General features: G+C 69.4%; 11 protein-coding genes. 9 read left to right on the top strand and 2 right to left on the bottom strand.

Translation table 11 applies throughout. The features are described from left to right. Positions 1–160 precede the first annotated feature (160 nt). Positions 161–2,773, bottom strand: a complete 2,613-nt coding sequence (locus ACFV46_RS19980) for a transglycosylase domain-containing protein (protein ID WP_385499034.1) — start codon at positions 2,771–2,773, stop codon at positions 161–163. A gap of 352 nt (positions 2,774–3,125) precedes the next feature. Between ACFV46_RS19980 and ACFV46_RS19985 the strand changes: the two genes are divergently transcribed. From ACFV46_RS19985 to ACFV46_RS20000, 4 genes are all read left to right on the top strand, one after another. After that, the gene (locus tag ACFV46_RS19985; protein ID WP_361929549.1) at positions 3,126–3,809 is read left to right on the top strand and encodes a PadR family transcriptional regulator; all 684 of its coding nucleotides are present in this window, start codon (positions 3,126–3,128) and stop codon (positions 3,807–3,809) included. A gap of 43 nt (positions 3,810–3,852) precedes the next feature. Then, on the top strand, positions 3,853–4,935 hold the full coding sequence (locus tag ACFV46_RS19990; protein WP_283287812.1) for an inositol-3-phosphate synthase: 1,083 nt from the start codon (positions 3,853–3,855) through the stop codon (positions 4,933–4,935). 166 nt (positions 4,936–5,101) lie between these two features. Further along, the gene (locus ACFV46_RS19995; RefSeq protein ID WP_385499035.1) at positions 5,102–6,379 is read left to right on the top strand and encodes an MFS transporter; all 1,278 of its coding nucleotides are present in this window, start codon (positions 5,102–5,104) and stop codon (positions 6,377–6,379) included. A gap of 250 nt (positions 6,380–6,629) precedes the next feature. Further along, positions 6,630–6,977, top strand: coding sequence for a hypothetical protein (locus ACFV46_RS20000; protein ID WP_376727554.1), 348 nt, complete (start codon positions 6,630–6,632; stop codon positions 6,975–6,977). Between the two features lie 112 nt (positions 6,978–7,089). On the opposite strand, the gene ACFV46_RS20005 is transcribed toward ACFV46_RS20000, so the two are convergent. Further along, positions 7,090–8,532 (bottom strand): CCA tRNA nucleotidyltransferase, encoded by a 1,443-nt coding sequence (locus ACFV46_RS20005; RefSeq protein ID WP_385499036.1) that lies wholly within the window; start codon positions 8,530–8,532, stop codon positions 7,090–7,092. A gap of 268 nt (positions 8,533–8,800) precedes the next feature. Between ACFV46_RS20005 and ACFV46_RS20010 the strand changes: the two genes are divergently transcribed. From ACFV46_RS20010 to ACFV46_RS20030, 5 genes are all read left to right on the top strand, one after another. Then, a complete protein-coding gene (locus ACFV46_RS20010) occupies positions 8,801–11,209 on the top strand; it encodes a DUF6049 family protein (RefSeq protein WP_385499038.1) in 2,409 nt (802 codons plus the stop codon). Positions 11,210–11,254: 45 nt separating this feature from the next. Further along, complete coding sequence (murJ, locus tag ACFV46_RS20015) at positions 11,255–13,495, top strand: murein biosynthesis integral membrane protein MurJ (RefSeq protein WP_385499039.1); 2,241 nt, start codon at positions 11,255–11,257, stop codon at positions 13,493–13,495. Between the two features lie 136 nt (positions 13,496–13,631). Then, positions 13,632–15,356, top strand: a complete 1,725-nt coding sequence (locus tag ACFV46_RS20020; protein ID WP_385499040.1) for a protein kinase family protein — start codon at positions 13,632–13,634, stop codon at positions 15,354–15,356. 25 nt (positions 15,357–15,381) lie between these two features. Next, positions 15,382–16,113 (top strand): RNA polymerase sigma factor SigM, encoded by a 732-nt coding sequence (gene sigM / locus ACFV46_RS20025; RefSeq protein ID WP_385499042.1) that lies wholly within the window; start codon positions 15,382–15,384, stop codon positions 16,111–16,113. Beyond that, entirely contained in the window at positions 16,110–17,021 is a 912-nt protein-coding gene (locus ACFV46_RS20030; RefSeq protein WP_385499043.1) for an anti-sigma factor family protein, read from the top strand. Before sigM ends, ACFV46_RS20030 begins: the two co-directional genes overlap by 4 nt. The last annotated feature ends 37 nt before the right edge of the window (positions 17,022–17,058 follow it).

Raw genomic sequence — 17,058 nt, forward strand, 5'->3', positions numbered from 1 at the left:
CCCTTAAAACCCCGACACTGCGCACCCCCCTCTTAAAACCCCCCCCCCCTTCCGCCCCGGCGGGGCGCTCCGGGCCCCGGGGGCGGGGGGCCCCCCCCCCCACCGCCGGGGGCCCCCCCCCCGGCCTTCTCGTCGCCATAGAGCCCTTCGGCTCCTATGGTCAGCCTCCTCCTCCGCCGAAGATGCCTCCGGCGCCATTGCCACCGCCGTTGTTGCCTCCGCCGCCGTCAGCGGTCTCGGTCTCGGTGGCTGTCGGCGAGGAGGTCGGGCCCCCGTCGGAGCCACCGTTCTGCCCACCGTTGTCGTTCTCGCACCGCCAGTCGAACGGGTTGCACGTCTCCGTGGGGGGCGGCGTCAGCGACGGCGTATTGGACGGGGTCGGCGACTCGGTCGGGGGCGCCTCCTCCGTCTCCGTGGGCGTGGGCGTCACGGACGGCGAGGGCGTGTCGTTGATGATCTCGCCGAGGGGCTCGGCCTCGGGGAAGGGCTCCGGCGTGCCGTAGCTCTTCATGGCCTCGGCCATGTAGTCCTTCCAGACCTGCGCCGGGATGTCACCACCGTGGATGGAGGAGACGCCACCGGTGCCGTTCATGGAGAGCAGCCTGCCCTTGTCCGGATCCGTCCGGAACAGCGTCACGGCCGTCGACAGTTCGCGGGTGTAGCCGACGAACCACGCCGACTTGTTCTCGTCGGTCGTACCGGTCTTGCCGGCCACCGGGAACCCGATGTCCGCGACCTTCTTACCGGTGCCGTTCTTGACCACGTTCTCCAGGACGTCGGTCACGTTGTTCGCGACATTGGCGTCCATGGCCGTTTCCTTCTCGGGCGGCTCGAAGCCCTTGAGCGGCTCGCCGTCCTTGATCACCTTGGAGACGGAGAACGGTTCGTAGTGGACCCCGGAATTGGCGAAGCTGCCGTAGGCGTCCGCCATCCGGATCGCGCTCGGGGTCGAGGTACCGAGCGAGAAGGACACGTTCGTGATGTTGGCCTTGTCGAAAGAGCTGGCCGGGATGCCCATGTCTTGGGCGAGCTCCTGCGTGTTGGCCAGGCCGACGTCGATGCCGAGCTGGGCGAACGGGCTGTTGATCGACTGCTCCATGGCCTTGCGGAGCGTGACCATGCCCCAGGCCTTGGTGCCCTCGTTCTTCTGACGGAACGGCTTGTCGCCGTCCGGGATCGGGTCGCCGTTCCTGTCCTTGATGACAAGGAGGTCGTTGCCGTTGTACCGGGCCATCGGTGACAACGGCTCGCCGTCGGTCTCGTACGTCCCGTACTTCATCGCGGCCGCCAGCACGATCGGCTTCCAGGTCGATCCGACCGGCACACCCAGGGTGTTGGCGTTGTTGGAGTAGTGACCCTTGTTGTAGCCCGCGCCGCCGTAGATCGCGACGATGGCCCCGGTCTTGGGGTCGACCGAAGCGCCACCGAACTGGACGTGCTTGTCCTTCTCGCGCTTCTTGGGATCCAGGAAGCTCTTCTCCGTCTTCTCGACGGCCGCCGCCAGCTCGTTGACCTTGTCCTTGTTGAAGGTCGTGTAGATGCGGTAGCCGCCCTTTTCAAGATCCTCGGGGGACAGACCCGCCTTCTTGGCCACGTACTCCTTGGCGATGTCGATCAGGTAACCCGTCTGACCGGAGAGGTTGGACGTCTGCTTCTTCAGCTTGGGGAAGGCACCGACCTTGGCCCGCTCGGCAGGGGTCATGCGCCCCACCTCGACCATGCGGCCCTGGATCCACGACCAGCGATCCTTGACCCGCTTGGTGTTCAGTTCCTTCGTGGCGTTGGCGCCCACACCGCCGTCGGGGTTGTAGAAGTTCGGGCCCTTCAGGACCGAGGCGAGGAAGATGCTCTGCGACGGCGTCAGCTTCTTGGCGTCGACGCCGAAGTACGCCTGGGCCGCCGCCTGGATGCCGTAGGCGTTGCGGCCGTAGTAGGCGGTGTTGAGGTAACCAGCGAGGATATCGTCCTTCGACATCTTCTGGTTGACCTTGATGGAGATGAACAGCTCTTTGAACTTCCGGGAGAGCGTCTGCTCCTGGCTCAGGTACGTGTTCTTCACGTACTGCTGGGTGATGGTCGAGCCACCCTGCGTCTCGCCACCCTTGGCCATGTTGAACAGCGCCCGGCCGATACCGGCCGGGTCGATGCCCTTGTCCTCGTAGAAGGACGCGTTCTCGGCGGAGACCACTGCGGCCTTGATCTCCGTCGGGATCTCCGCGTTGCTCACCAGCTGGCGGTTCGTCTGCCCACCGGTCGCGGCCATCTGCTTGCCGTTCGACCAGTAGAAGACGTTGTTCTGCGCCATGGCCGTGTCCTGGGCCTTCGGAATGCCCACCATGGCGTACCCGATGCCCGCGGCCGCGATCAGACCTCCCATGAAGGTGAGGAAGAGACCCGTCACGAGCTTCCAGGACGGCATCCAGCGCGCCGCTCCGTACTTGCCGGCGCGCGGATAGTCGATGAACCGCTTCTCCGCCGGCGGTGCCGAACGTCCTCTCCCCGGAGCCGCGCGGCGGCCCCCTCTTGCCGGTTCGGCCGCCCTGCGGCGGTTCCCACTGCCTCTCTGGGCCGCGCGTCGCGCCTCGGCGCGGCCGCCGTACAGACGGTCCTCGCCTCCTGATCCGGTGGCACCCGACCCGTACGGGTCGGAAGGAGATCCGGTGGCGCCTCGCGGTGCCGCACGGCGGCCGGTGGACGAGCCGGACTGGCCACGTCGGGCCGCGGCACGTCCGCCTCCCTGCGGCTGCGGCGGTTTGCGACGGTGCTCGCTCATCGAACGACTACTCCTCGGGCAGGCGCACCCCTGGGCGCCTGGCAACGGCGGCTGGTTTCCGGTCCCCCCGACATACGGATGTGAGCGGTTTCGCATTCACCCGTACTGCACCAAGGACGACGACGTCCTCTGGCGTCACTTGGTTCCCGGTGCTGTGCATGGCGCACAGACTACGCACCGTCAAAGTCCTCGCGACCCCGAACTTCACCCCAAATCAGGCAAGTCGCTCGACACAAGACGGTGATGTGATCCCGCTCACCATCTCTCCACTTGTCGCTTCCGAGAGGCCGTTCTATCGTGCTGATGTATCGAGTCGATACATCAGCGAGAGATAAGGCGAGGAGGCGAGCGGATGAGCCGGCGTTCCGGGATCCTCGAGTTCGCCGTTCTCGGACTGCTCCGCGAGTCCCCCATGCACGGCTATGAGCTGCGCAAACGACTCAATACGTCACTGGGTGTGTTCCGTGCCTTCAGCTACGGCACGCTCTACCCCTGCCTCAAGACGCTGGTCGCCAACGGCTGGTTGATCGAGGAGCCGGGGAGCACCACCGAGGACGCCCTCGCCGCACCACTCGCGGGGCGTCGCGCCAAAATCGTCTACCGGTTGACGGCAGAAGGTAAGGAGCACTTCGAGGAGCTGCTCTCGCAGACCGGCCCCGACGCGTACGAGGACGAGCATTTCGCTGCCCGATTCGCCTTCTTCGGACGCACCCCGCAGGACGTACGCATGCGCGTACTGGAGGGCCGCCGCAGCCGGCTGGAGGAGCGTCTGGAGAAGATGAGCGCCTCCTTGGCTCGCACCCGGGAGCGCCTCGACGACTACACGCTTGAGCTCCAGCGCCACGGGATGGAGTCCGTGGAGCGCGAAGTGCGCTGGCTGAACGAGCTCATCGAGAGCGAGCGGGCCGGGCGGGACCTGAAGGGTTCCGCCTCCGGGGAGCCCGACTCGCCGGACACCACTCATGGAACGCCGGGCGGCCTGCCCCGGGCGGGAGACACCTCCCGACCGGATACGCCCGACGACACCGCCACGTGAGATCCAGTCAGGACCTCACTCGTACACACAGGGAGCAACCGGAATGGGTTCGGTTCGCGTAGCCGTCGTCGGCGTGGGCAACTGCGCCGCGTCGCTGGTTCAGGGAGTCGAGTACTACAAGGACGCCGACCCGGCGTCCAAGGTCCCCGGCCTCATGCACGTGCAGTTCGGCGACTACCACGTCAGCGACATCGAGTTCGTCGCCGCGTTCGACGTCGACGCGAAGAAGGTCGGCCTCGACCTCGCCGACGCCATCGGCGCCAGCGAGAACAACACGATCAAGATTTGCGACGTGCCGCGTTCCGGCGTGACCGTCCAGCGCGGCCACACCCTCGACGGTCTCGGCAAGTACTACCGCGAGACCATCGAGGAGTCCGCCGAGGCCCCGGTCGACATCGTCCAGGTCCTCAAGGACAAGCAGGTCGACGTCCTGGTCTGCTACCTGCCCGTGGGTTCCGAGGACGCGGCGAAGTTCTACGCCCAGTGCGCCATCGACGCCAAGGTCGCCTTCGTCAACGCCCTCCCGGTCTTCATCGCCGGCACCAAGGAGTGGGCGGACAAGTTCACCGAGGCGGGCGTCCCGATCGTCGGTGACGACATCAAGTCGCAGGTCGGCGCCACCATCACGCACCGCGTCATGGCGAAGCTGTTCGAGGACCGCGGTGTCATCCTGGACCGCACGATGCAGCTGAACGTCGGCGGCAACATGGACTTCAAGAACATGCTCGAGCGCGACCGCCTCGAGTCGAAGAAGATCTCGAAGACCCAGGCCGTCACCTCGCAGATCCCCGACCGCGAGCTCGGCGAGAAGAACGTCCACATCGGCCCGTCCGACTACGTGGCCTGGCTCGACGACCGCAAGTGGGCCTACGTCCGCCTCGAGGGCCGCGCCTTCGGTGACGTCCCGCTGAACCTGGAGTACAAGCTCGAGGTCTGGGACTCCCCGAACTCGGCCGGTGTCATCATCGACGCCCTGCGCGCCGCGAAGATCGCGAAGGACCGCGGCATCGGCGGCCCGATCCTGTCGGCGTCGAGCTACTTCATGAAGTCCCCGCCGGTCCAGTACTTCGACGACCAGGCCCGGGAGAACGTCGAGAAGTTCATCAAGGGCGAGGTCGAGCGCTAAGCGCGACGGCACCCCGTCCACCGGTCCGGACAGCGGTCCGCGCTCCGGTGCGACATCGCGGCACCGCGCCCCGAGCGCGCGGTGCCGCGCCAGAACGCTCCTGCCAGAGCTGCCGAGGGTCCCTGGGTCGTCCCGGGGGCCCTCGCCGTATGTGAGGCTGTGCCCCATGTCCGTCGTACGTGACCTGCGGGTCCTGTGGCGTTTCCGGGACTTCCGGCGCCTCCTCGCCGTACGCCTGTTCTCGCAGGGCGCCGACGGCGTCTACCAGACCGCCCTCGCCACGTACGTCGTCTTCTCACCCGAGAAGCAGAGCTCCGCCGGCGCGATCGCCGCCGCGATGGCGGTGCTGCTGCTGCCGTACTCGCTGGTGGGCCCCTTCTCCGGTGTCCTGCTGGACCGTTGGCGCCGCCGCCAGGTCCTGCTGTACGGCAGCGTGCTGCGCACCGTGCTGGCGTCGGCCACGGCGGTGCTCATCGTCGCCGACGTGCCCGACTGGCTCTTCTACGTCTCCGCCCTGTGCGTCACCGCGGTCAACCGCTTCGTGCTGTCCGGGCTGTCCGCCGCGCTGCCGCGCGTGGTGGACGGTGATCGGCTCGTCCTCGCCAACTCCCTGTCCCCGACCGCCGGGACGCTCGCCGCGACCCTGGGCGCCGGTCTCGCCTTCGTCGTCCGGCTCGTGGTGTGGGACTCGGACGCCGCCGTGGTGCTCTTCGGGGCCGCCCTGTATCTGTGCGCGGGTCTGGCCTCCCTGCGGATGGCGCCGCAACTGCTGGGGCCGGATTCCGAGTTGGTCCGGCCTCGTCTCGCGGAGGCCCTGTCCGGCACCGCACGCGACCTCGGGGCAGCCGTACGGCATCTCGCCTCCCCGCCACGCCGGGAGGCCGCCTGGGCGCTGCTGGCGATGACCCTGATGCGCTTCTGCTACGGCGCCCTGCTGGTCATGCTGCTGATGCTGTGCCGGTACGCCTTCACCTCCGACACGGAGGACGGACTCGCCCTGCTGGGCGTGGCGTTGGGCCTGTCCGGCGCCGGCTTCTTCACGGCGGCCGTGGTGACGCCGGCTGCCGCGGGGAGGCTCGGGCCGGCGCGCTGGATCGCCGTCTGTGCGGGCGCCGCCGCCGTGCTGGTGCCCGCTCTCGGGCTGCCCTTCGCCACCGTTCCCCTGCTGGTGGCGGCCTTCGTGCTGGGCGTGACGACACAGGGAGCGAAGATCGCCACGGACACCGTGGTGCAGTCCTCGGTCGACGACGGCTTCCGGGGCCGGACCTTCTCCGTCTACGACGTCCTGTTCAACGTCGCGTTCGTCGGAGCCGCGGCCGTGGCAGCCCTGATCCTGCCTCCGGACGGCCGCTCGGCTCCGCTCATTGTCACGGTCGCCGTTATCTATTCGGCGGTTGCGGTTGCTATGGCCCAGTTTGAGAGGCGGTCCGTGTCACGGCAATGACACAGAGCCACTCCCGGGTGGGGAATTGTCAGTGGGGACCGGTAACTTACGTGCGTCTTACATCGCGCATAGCTCGCGATCAGCACCCATGTTCTAGGGGGACCCCCAAGTGTCGACTCCGCCGCCCCAGGGCAATCCATTCGCCCAGGGCCAGAACCCGTACGCCCAGGCTCCGCAGGGCCAGGCTCCGTACCCTCAGCAGCCGGGCGCGCCGGGTGTCCCCCCGCAGGGCGCCGCACCGTTCGCTCCCATGCCGCCCGAGCAGCCCCGTCGCAAGGTCAGCTTCAAGACGGTCAAGAACATCCTGGTGGGCGTCGGCATCGTCACGGCCATCGTCGTCGGCTACATAACGAGCCTGGACGACGCGGACCAGGCGAAGGTGGGCGACTGCCTGAAGTCCGCCTCCTCCTCGAGTGACGAGATGGAGGTCGTCGACTGCACCTCCTCGGAGGCCGAGGCCAAGGTTCTGAAGAAGATCGACGGCACCTACACCTCGTTCACCGCCGAGACGGAGTGCCGCAAGGTCAGCGGCGCGACGAGCTTCTACGCGCAGACCGGCGACGGCGACAACTTCCTGCTGTGCCTGAAGGACGCCTGATCCGAGCTTGTGCTCTGAGCTTCCACACCGAGGGGCGATGTTTCACGTGAAACATCGCCCCTCGGTGTGTCCGTAGCCGTGTTTCACGTGAAACACAGCCACTCCTCAGATCTCAGTCCTGCGTGGCCCACCACTCCTTGAGCGCCGCCACCGCCGTGTCATGCTCCATCGGCCCGTTCTCCAGCCGAAGCTCCAGAAGGTGCTGGTACGCCTTGCCGATGACGGGGCCCGGTCCGACGCCCAGGATCTCCATGATCTGGTTGCCGTCGAGGTCCGGGCGGATGGCGTCGAGCTCCTCCTGCTCCTGGAGCTCGGCGATGCGCGCCTCCAGGCCGTCGTAAGCGCGGGAGAGCGCGGCCGCCTTGCGCTTGTTACGCGTCGTGCAGTCCGAGCGGGTCAGCTTGTGCAGCCGATCGAGGAGCGGGCCGGCGTCCCGGACGTAGCGGCGCACCGCCGAGTCCGTCCACTCCCCGGTGCCGTAGCCGTGGAAGCGCAGGTGCAGCTCGACGAGGCGCGAGACGTCCTTGACGAGCTCGTTGGAGTACTTCAGCGCCGTCATGCGCTTCTTCGTCATCTTCGCGCCGACCACCTCGTGGTGGTGGAACGAGACGCGGCCGTCCTTCTCGAAGCGGCGCGTCCGCGGCTTGCCGATGTCGTGCAGCAGCGCCGCCAGCCGCAGCGTCAGGTCGGGACCGTTCTCCTCGAGGTCCATCGCCTGCTCCAGCACGATCAGCGTGTGCTCGTAGACGTCCTTGTGCCGGTGGTGCTCGTCGCTCTCCAGCCGCAGGGCGGGAAGCTCGGGCAGGACGTGTGCGGCGAGCCCGGTGTCGACCAGCAGCGTCAGGCCCTTGCGGGGGTGGTCGGAGAGGATCAGCTTGTTCAGCTCGTCCCGTACCCGCTCCGCGGAGACGATCTCGATGCGCCCGGCCATGTCCGTCATGGCCGTCACGACCTCGGGCGCCACCTCGAAGTCCAGCTGGGCGGCGAAGCGCGCCGCGCGCATCATGCGCAGCGGATCGTCAGAGAACGACTCCTCGGGCGTACCGGGCGTCCGCAGGACCCGCTCGGCGAGGTCTTCGAGCCCTCCGTGCGGGTCGATGAACTCCTTCTCGGGGAGAGCGACGGCCATCGCGTTCACGGTGAAGTCGCGGCGGACCAGATCCTGCTCGATGGAGTCGCCGTACGACACCTCGGGCTTGCGCGAGGTCCGGTCGTACGCCTCCGAGCGGTACGTCGTCACCTCGATCTGGTAGCCGTCCTTCTGCGCCCCGACCGTGCCGAACGCGATCCCGACCTCCCACACCGCGTCCGCCCACGGGCGCACGATCTTCAGCACGTCGTCGGGACGGGCGTCGGTCGTGAAGTCGAGGTCGTTGCCGAGCCGGCCGAGCAGCGCGTCCCGTACCGATCCGCCGACCAGGGCGAGGGAGAACCCGGCCTCCTGGAAACGGCGGGCGAGATCATCGGCGACGGGCGCGACCCGCAGCAGTTCACTGACCGCGCGGTGCTGCGCCTCGCTCAGGGCGCTGGGCTTGTCTTCGTTGGCGTTCGGCACAACAGAAGAGGGTACGTGGCCGGGGCGACCGCCCGCTCCCTGCGGGGCGCGCCCCCACGAGCGCGGACACCTCCACCGATACGGGCACACAATCTGTTCTTGCCTCGTACGGAAGCCCTCCCCTTTATACGGGAACATAAAGGGCAGGACGGTCGCCTGAAGCGATCTTGCTGGGGGAGACCGTGGCACTTCCCCCCAGCGCGCATCGTTACCATGCCTGGACGCACATTCCGACGACCACTGACGACGACGAGGGACGGACGAGCGCGTGGCCGAGGCGGCAGACTTCCAGGGGACCAGTCCCTCACCTGCCCGCCGGTGGCTGCGGCGCACCGGGGCACTGCTCGCCGGCGCGCCCCTGCTGGCCGGTGTGCTCCAGCTGCCCGCCTCCCCGGCCGCGCAGGCGGCCGTACAGGACTCCCCGAGCGTCGTATCGGGCCCCGGCTCGGTCGATGTGGCTGTGGATTCCCTCACCCCCGGCGTCCCCGGAGAGGGTGACACCGTCACGGTCACCGGCACGGTGACCAACAAGGGGAAGCGGACGGTCACCGACGCCAAGGTGGACCTGCTCCTGGGCCGGCCGGTGAACACCCGCTCCGCCATCGACACGATCTCCCGCCGCACCACCTTCCAGCCCGGCCTCGACGGCGACCCGGTGGGCGGGAAGTACGTCAAGGAGTTCGCCAAGCTGGCCCCCGGCATCTCCCAGCGCTTCAGCATCGCGGTGCCGGTCGACAAGCTGAACCTCGACCAGGACGGCGTGTACCAGTTCTCCGTCTCCCTGTCCGGGGAGACGACGGCCCAGCCCTGGCCCCAGGTGCTCGGCATCCAGCGCACCTTCCTGCCGTGGCAGCCCGACGGGGCCGAGACCAAGACGCGGACGACCGTCCTGTGGCCGCTGATCTCGACCTCGCACATGACGGCCGAGACCGGCTCGGACGAGTCGCAGACACCCGTGTTCCACGACGACGACCTCGCCAAGGAGATCGCCCCCGGCGGCCGCCTCCAGCAGATGGTGGCGCTCGGCAAGGAGCTGGACGTCACCTGGGTGATCGACCCGGACCTGCTCGCCTCCGTGGACGCGATGACGGAGCGCTACAGCATCCAGGGCGAGGGCGACACGACGACGCCGGGCACCCACCAGGGCGTCGCCAAGCAGTGGCTCTCCGACCTGCAGGACGCGGTCGAGGACAAGGAGGTCGTCGCGCTGCCCTTCGGCGACCCCGACCTGGCCTCCCTCGCGCACAACGGCACAAACGTCACCGGGTCCCTGAACCACTTCAAGGAGGCGACCGACGTCGCCGGGGACACCGTCGAGTCGATCCTCCACGTGGAACCGGCCACCGACTTCGCCTGGCCCGTCGAGGGCGCCGTGGACCCGTCGATCGTCAAGGTCGCCACCTCCGCCGGCGCGGACAAGGTGATCGCCCGCAGCGACAGCCTGGCGGAGGACAACAGCCTCCCGTACACCCCCTCCGCCGCCCGTCCGATCGGCGGTGGCACCAGCGCAGTCGTCGCCGACGCCCGTCTGTCGACGCTGTTCCAGGGCAATCTGACCCGGGCGTCGACCTCGACGCTCGCCGTGCAGCGGTTCCTCGCGCAGAGCCTGACCCTGAACCTGCAGACGAGCAAGCAGCGCAACATCGTCGTCGCCTCGCAGCGCATGCCGACCGCGAGCCAGGCCCAGACCATGGCCGCGGCCGTGCGGGCGCTGCAGGACGGCTCCTGGTCGCAGGCGCAGGACCTCACGGCGGCCGCCTCGGCCAAGCCCGACCCGTCCGCCACCACACGCGTCCCGGCGGCCTCCAAGTACCCCTCCGCCCTGCGCAAGCAGGAACTGCCCCGGGGTGCCTTCTCGCAGATCGCCACCACCCAGGACAAGCTCGACCGGTTCAAGGTCGTCCTGACCAACCAGTCACGGGTCGTGACTCCGTTCGGGCGGGCCATGAACCGGACGATGTCGACGTCGTGGCGTGGCCGTGCGGGCGCGGCGGCAGACTTCCGCAACGGGGTGGAGGCGTACGTCGACTCCCTCGCCGGCCAGGTCACGCTGATCGACAAGTCCGAGACCAAGCTGTCCGGCCGCAGCGCCACGATCCCGGTGACGGTGAAGAACAACCTGGTGCAGGGGGTCGACCACCTGGTGCTGCGGCTGAGGTCGACCGCTCCGAGGCGCCTCGAGATCGGTGGCGATGCGTACGAGGAGCAGCAGGTCGCCGTGTCCGGCGGTCACAGCCAGACGGTGAAGTTCACGGCGTCCGCGCAGGCCAACGGCAAGGCGACCGTGATCGCCCAGCTGTACACCGAGGACGGCCGGGCGTACGGCGACCCCGTCAAGTTCGACGTGAAGGTCACCGAGTTCACGGCCACCGTGATGCTGGTCATCGGCGGCGGCTTCCTGCTGCTCGTCCTCGCCGGATTCCGTATGTACACGCAGCGCAAGCGCGCGGCGGCGCGGGCGGCCGAGGAGGACGGTCCCGAGCAGACGAACGAATCCGAGGGCGATCCGGAGAACCCGGAAGGCTCTGCGGAACGTCTGACGGACGAGGGACCGGCCGATGAGGAGTCGGGCGCCGACGCCCGGGCAGGCGCCTCCGAGCAGCCGAGTGACCCGATCCCGGACACCGCAGCGGAAAGCGCCGACCCGTCCGGCACGGGTGAGAGAGTGGACCGTTGAGCGAAGTCGTGGCCGGTGGGCCCGGGACGATGAGGTGGGGTAGCCATGAACGCGCCGTACGACGGTGACCGCGGCCAGGCCGCGGGCAGCTCGGGGCACCCCGAGGGCCCGCCGCCCGAGGGCCAGGTACCGCCGCAGCACCCGGCGGACATGTACCTCCAGGACGCCTACGACCAGGACCCGTACCAGGGGCAGGACATCACCGCCCAGGACCCGGTCGCCGAGGCGCTGTACGACCGTGCCGCGCACCCCCCGCCCCCGCCGGGCGCCTACCAGCCCCAGCAGCCGCTCTACTCCCAGCCGCCGCAGTCGCCGTACGCCCCCGACCCGAACGTGTGGGCGCAGACGCCGGCGCCAGAGCCGGAGGGCCCGACCCAGTACCTGCCGTACGGGGACGACCCCAGGACGACCCAGTACGTCGGCGTCGACGACCTCGTCTCGCACTCGTCGGAGGAGCGCCCGGGGCACGACGCCTTCGCGCACCTCTTCCGGGACCAGCAGCAGGGCGGCGGCCAGCAGCAGTACCAGCCGACGTCGGTCCCCGGCCCGTCCCCCGCGCCCGTCCCCGGCCCGCAGCAGGCGGTCGCGCCGGTCGCCGCGCCCGAGAGCGACGAGCCGGCGCCCGCTCCGGCCCCCGCGCCCGTCGCGAAGAAGGGCGGCAAGGTCGGCGGTCTGCTGAAGTCCAGCGCCGTCATGGCGGCCGGCACGATGGTGTCCCGCCTCACCGGGTTCGTCCGGTCGATGCTGATCGTCTCGGCCCTCGGCCTCGGCCTGCTCGGCGACTCCTTCCAGGTCGCCTACCAGCTACCGACGATGATCTACATCCTGACCGTCGGCGGTGGCCTCAACTCCGTCTTCGTGCCGCAGCTCGTGCGCGCCATGAAGGACGACGAGGACGGCGGCGAGGCCTACGCCAACCGTCTGCTGACGCTGGTCATGGTCGCGCTCGCCGCCCTCACGGCACTCGCGATGTTCGCGGCACCGTTCCTGGTCAGCGCCCTGTCGACGAAGGTCGCCAGCGACCCCGCCGCCAACGAGGTGGCGGTCACCTTCACGCGCTACTTCCTGCCCTCGATCTTCTTCATGGGCGTCCACGTCGTGATGGGCCAGATCCTCAACGCCCGCGGCCGCTTCGGCGCCATGATGTGGACCCCGGTCCTGAACAACGTCGTCATCATCGTGACGCTGGGCATGTTCATCTGGGTGTACGGCACCTCCGAGCGCTCCGGGATGTCGGTCACGAGCATCCCGCCGGAAGGGCAGCGACTCCTCGGCATCGGCATCCTGCTCGGCCTGGTGGTCCAGTCCCTCGCCATGATCCCGTACCTGCGGGAAACGGGCTTCCGGATGCGGCTGCGCTTCGACTGGCGGGGACATGGCCTCGGCAAGGCCGCCATGCTCGCCAAGTGGACGATCCTGTTCGTCCTGGCCAACCAGGCCGGAGCCCTCGTCGTCACCCAGCTGTCCACCGCGGCCGGTGTCGCGTCGGGCGACGAGGGCACCGGCTTCGCCGCCTACGCCAACGCCCAGCTGATCTGGGGTCTGCCGCAGGCCATCATCACCGTCTCCCTGATGGCCGCCCTGCTGCCCCGGATCTCCCGCTCGGCCGCCGAGAACGACGCCGGTGCGGTCCGCGACGACATCTCGCAGGGCCTGCGCACCACCGCGGTGGCGATCGTGCCGCTCGCCTTCGGATTCGTGGCGCTCGGCATCCCGATGTGCACCCTGATGTTCGGCTCGTCCGGCACCAGCCAGGCCACCAACATGGGCTACATGCTGATGGCCTTCGGCCTAGGCCTGATCCCCTACTCGGTGCAGTACGTCGTCCTGCGCGCCTTCTACGCGTACGAGGACACCCGCACCCCCTTCTACAACACGGTCATCGTGGCGGCCGGCAACGCGGCGGCCTCCGGGCTCTGCTACCTCGTCCTGCCCGCCCGCTGGGCCGTGGTGGGCATGGCGGCCTCCTACGGCCTGGCCTACGCGATCGGCGTCGGGGTGGCCTGGCGACGACTGCGCGCGAAGCTGGGCGGCGATCTGGACGGCGCCCGCGTGACGCGGACCTACGCGCGGCTCTGCATCGCGTCGGTCCCGGCCGCGCTGGTCGGCGGGGCGGCCTGCTACGGCGTCAGCCAGGTCCTCGGCCAGGGCGCGGCCGGCTCGCTCGCCGCCCTCCTGGCCGGCGGGGCCGTGCTGCTCGGCGTCTTCTTCGTGGCCGCCCGGCGGATGCGCATCGAGGAACTGAACTCGCTCGTCGGCATGGTCCGCGGGCGCCTGGGTCGCTGAGGTGGGGGTAGGCGCACAACCATCGTCCGTCATCGTGTGTCGTGCATAGCGGCGGACTGTGGGCACAATTGGTTCGGCGTCGGACGGCGCGCACGAGGTGTGGCGGCGCGCATTGAATGGGGAGGCAGGAACGACGGTGGCGGAACGGAGCACGGCTGCCGTCGACGTGGCAGACAACAGCGGTGACGAGCCGCTGACCGCTCAGGCGGACGAGTCGTCCACGGCCGACGGGGTGGCCACGAATCGGGAGCGGGGCACGGACATCGACGAGGCACAGGGGAGTGGCGGGACGGAGGGTCCCGGGAAGGCCTCGGCGCCCGAGCTGCACAGCGGTCACAAGCTCGCCGAACGCTACCGCCTGGAGGAGTGCGTCACCCGTCTGGACGGTTTCAGCAGCTGGCGCGCCGTCGACGAGAAACTGCGCCGCGCCGTCGGCGTCCACATCCTGCCCGCGGATCACGCGCGGGCCCGGGCCGTGCTGGCCGCGGCCCGCTCCTCCGCGCTGCTCGGCGATCCCCGCTTCGTCCAGGTCCTCGACGCCGTCGAGGAGGACGACGTCGTCTACGTCGTCCACGAGTGGCTTCCCGACGCCACCGAACTGACGACTCTCCTCGCCGCCGGCCCGCTGGAGGTGTACGACGCCTACCAGATGGTCACGCAGGTGTCCGCCGCCATGGCCGCCGCGCACCGTGAGGGCCTGGCCCATCTGCGCCTCAACCCGAACGCCGTGCTGCGTACGTCCACCGGGCAGTGGCGCATCCGCGGCCTCGCGGTGAACGCCGCCCTGCGGGGCATCAGCTCCGACACCCCCCAGCGGGCCGACACGGAGGCCATCGGCGCCCTGCTGTACGCCTCGCTCACCCAGCGCTGGCCCTACGAGAGCGACGCCTACGGCCTGTCCGGGCTCCCCAAGGACGTGGGGCTGATCGCCCCGGACCAGGTGCGGGCCGGCGTCCACCGCGGGCTGTCCGAGCTCGCCATGCGCGCGCTCGCCAACGACGGCGCGACCGCCTCCCGCCACGAGGCCGCCTGCACCACTCCCGAGGAGCTGGTGAAGGCCATCGGCGAGATGCCCCGCATCCGGCCGCCGGAGCCCGCGTTCACCGCCCCGCCGGACTACCAGCGCACGACCTACCAGCAGGGCACCTATGGGCGACCGGCGCCCCATCCGGGCACCACGCAGCCGGTGGCAGCCCCGCCGCCCCCGCTGCAGAGCCGCACCGGCAAGGCCCTGAAGTGGGCCGTCTCGGCCCTCCTGATCGCCGCCCTCGGGCTGGGCAGCTGGCAGCTCGCCGACGCCCTCATGGACCGGGGCAAGCAGTCCGACGACCCCAACCAGACGCAGACGAACGACGGCGGCGAGAAGAACGGTGGCAAGAACAAGCCGGCCAAGCCGCTCAAGATCACTGGCTCCCAGGAGTACGTGGCCGAGGGAGACGCGCAGCACCCGAAAGACGTCGGCCTGACGTATGACAACGACGCGACGACGGGATGGCGGACCAACAGCTACAAGGACGGTCCGAAGATAGTGATCAAGCCCGGCGTCGGCATCGTCTACGACCTCGGCTCCGAGCAGGAGGTCTCGGCCGCCACGCTGTCCCTCCGGTACGGTGGCGATCACACCACCGTCCAGCTCTACTCCACCGACACGCTCGACTCGTCCACGCCGCTGAGCTCGATGAAGGAGCTGGGGCAGGCGACGACGAGCGGCACCTCCGCCAAGGTGAGCGTCGACAAGCCGGTGAAGACCCGCTACGTACTGGTGTGGCTGACCGCGATGCCGTACTCCGGCGCCGACTCCGCCAACTACAGTCAGCCTGGATACAAGCAGGCCATCACCGAAGTGAAGTTCGCCGGCTGACTGCGTCCCAGGGGAGGGGGTCCGCGTGACAGATCGCACCGCTCACGGCGACGCGAGCGATCAGGACCTCCTCGCCCTGCATGTGGCCGGGGACCCCGAAGCCTTCGGCGAGATCGTGCGACGCCACCGGGACCGTCTCTGGGCGGTGGCCCTGCGCACGCTCGGGGACCGCGAAGAGGCCGCCGACGCCGTCCAGGACGCCCTCGTCTCCGCCTACCGCGCCGCCCACACCTTCCGCGGCCAGTCGGCCGTCACCACCTGGCTGCACCGGATCACGGTGAACGCCTGCCTGGACCGCGCCCGCAAGGCCGCCTCCCGGAAGACCTCACCTGTCGACGACACCGAGCGCCTCGAGCAGCTTCTCGAGCCGCACGAGTCGGCTTCGGCGCCCGCGGAACGCAACGATCTGCACCGCCAGCTGCTGGAAGCGCTCGGCACGCTGCCACCCGACCAGCGGGCTGCCCTCGTCCTGGTGGACATGCAGGGCTACCCGGTCGCGGAGGCGGCCCGGGTCCTGGACGTCCCCACGGGCACCGTGAAGAGCCGGTGCGCGAGAGGCAGAGCCCGGCTGCTGCCTCTCCTCACCCATCTGCGGCCCGAGCGCACGGGCAAGGATTCCAGTGAGAGGCGGAACCGGACGCAGGGGACATCCGTCCCACCGGCAGCGGGTCCACGTGCCGCGGGTCAGGACACGGAGCCACGCGACAACGGTCCGAGTGATTCAGCGGCAGTGAAGGGCGGAGGTGGGCGAGCGTGACATCCACGACGGGCAAGGCCGGGCACCCGGACGTCACCGAGATCTCCGACCTCACCGAGGGCCTGCTGTCACCATCCCGGGCCGCCGACATACAGCGGCACCTCGAGGACTGCGAGCTGTGCGCGGACGTCCATGACTCGCTGGAGGAGATCCGAGGGCTGCTCGGCTCGGTGCCGGTCCCCTCGCGGATGCCGGACGACGTCGCCGAACGTATCGATGCCGCCCTGGCGGCGGAGTCGTCGGCTCGATCCACGGCCCCTGGTGATTCCACCTCGCCGGCTGTCAACGAGGACGACCGCACCTCCACCGGTTCTCATGTTTCACGTGAAACATCGCCCGCCGCCGACCGGCCCGCGGGACGTGCGCGCCCGTCGACCACCGGCCCCGGCCGCAAGGGCAAGAAGAGGACAGGGAACCGCAGGGTGGTCCTGGGAGCCGCCTTCACGGCCGTCGGACTGGGTCTCGGCTCGGTGCTTCTGGTCTTCGCGATGAACGGCGGCGGGTCCAGCCCTACGGCCGAAGGGAATCAAACGGCTTCCGACACCTTCTCCGCAGCGAAGCTGGAGAGCAAGGTCGCCGACCTCCTCGACAAGAACGCGCCGGCCGCACCGTCCTCCCGGGGCCCCAACCGCAGCATGGGCGTGGAAGGCGGCGTCGACCCCCAGAGGCCGAAGATCCTGCGCGAGGTCAACGTTCCGGACTGTGTCCGTAAAGGGATCGGCCGCGACGAGAATGCGCTCGCCGCCGAGGAAGGCGTCTTCCAGGGCAAGGACGCCCTGCTCGTCGTCCTGCCGGACGCCTCCGATGTCACCCGGGTCACCGCGTATCTGATGGACGCGAGCTGTGTGCAGCACCCGACGGAGAGCGCGGCCAAGATCCTTCTGACGGAGTCCTACGCGCGTTCCTGAGGCCCTTGCGATTGGCCGTCCTCCGGCGTGGCAACCC

This window comes from Streptomyces sp. NPDC059852 (assembly GCF_042731455.1).
GTDB lineage: Bacteria > Actinomycetota > Actinomycetes > Streptomycetales > Streptomycetaceae > Streptomyces.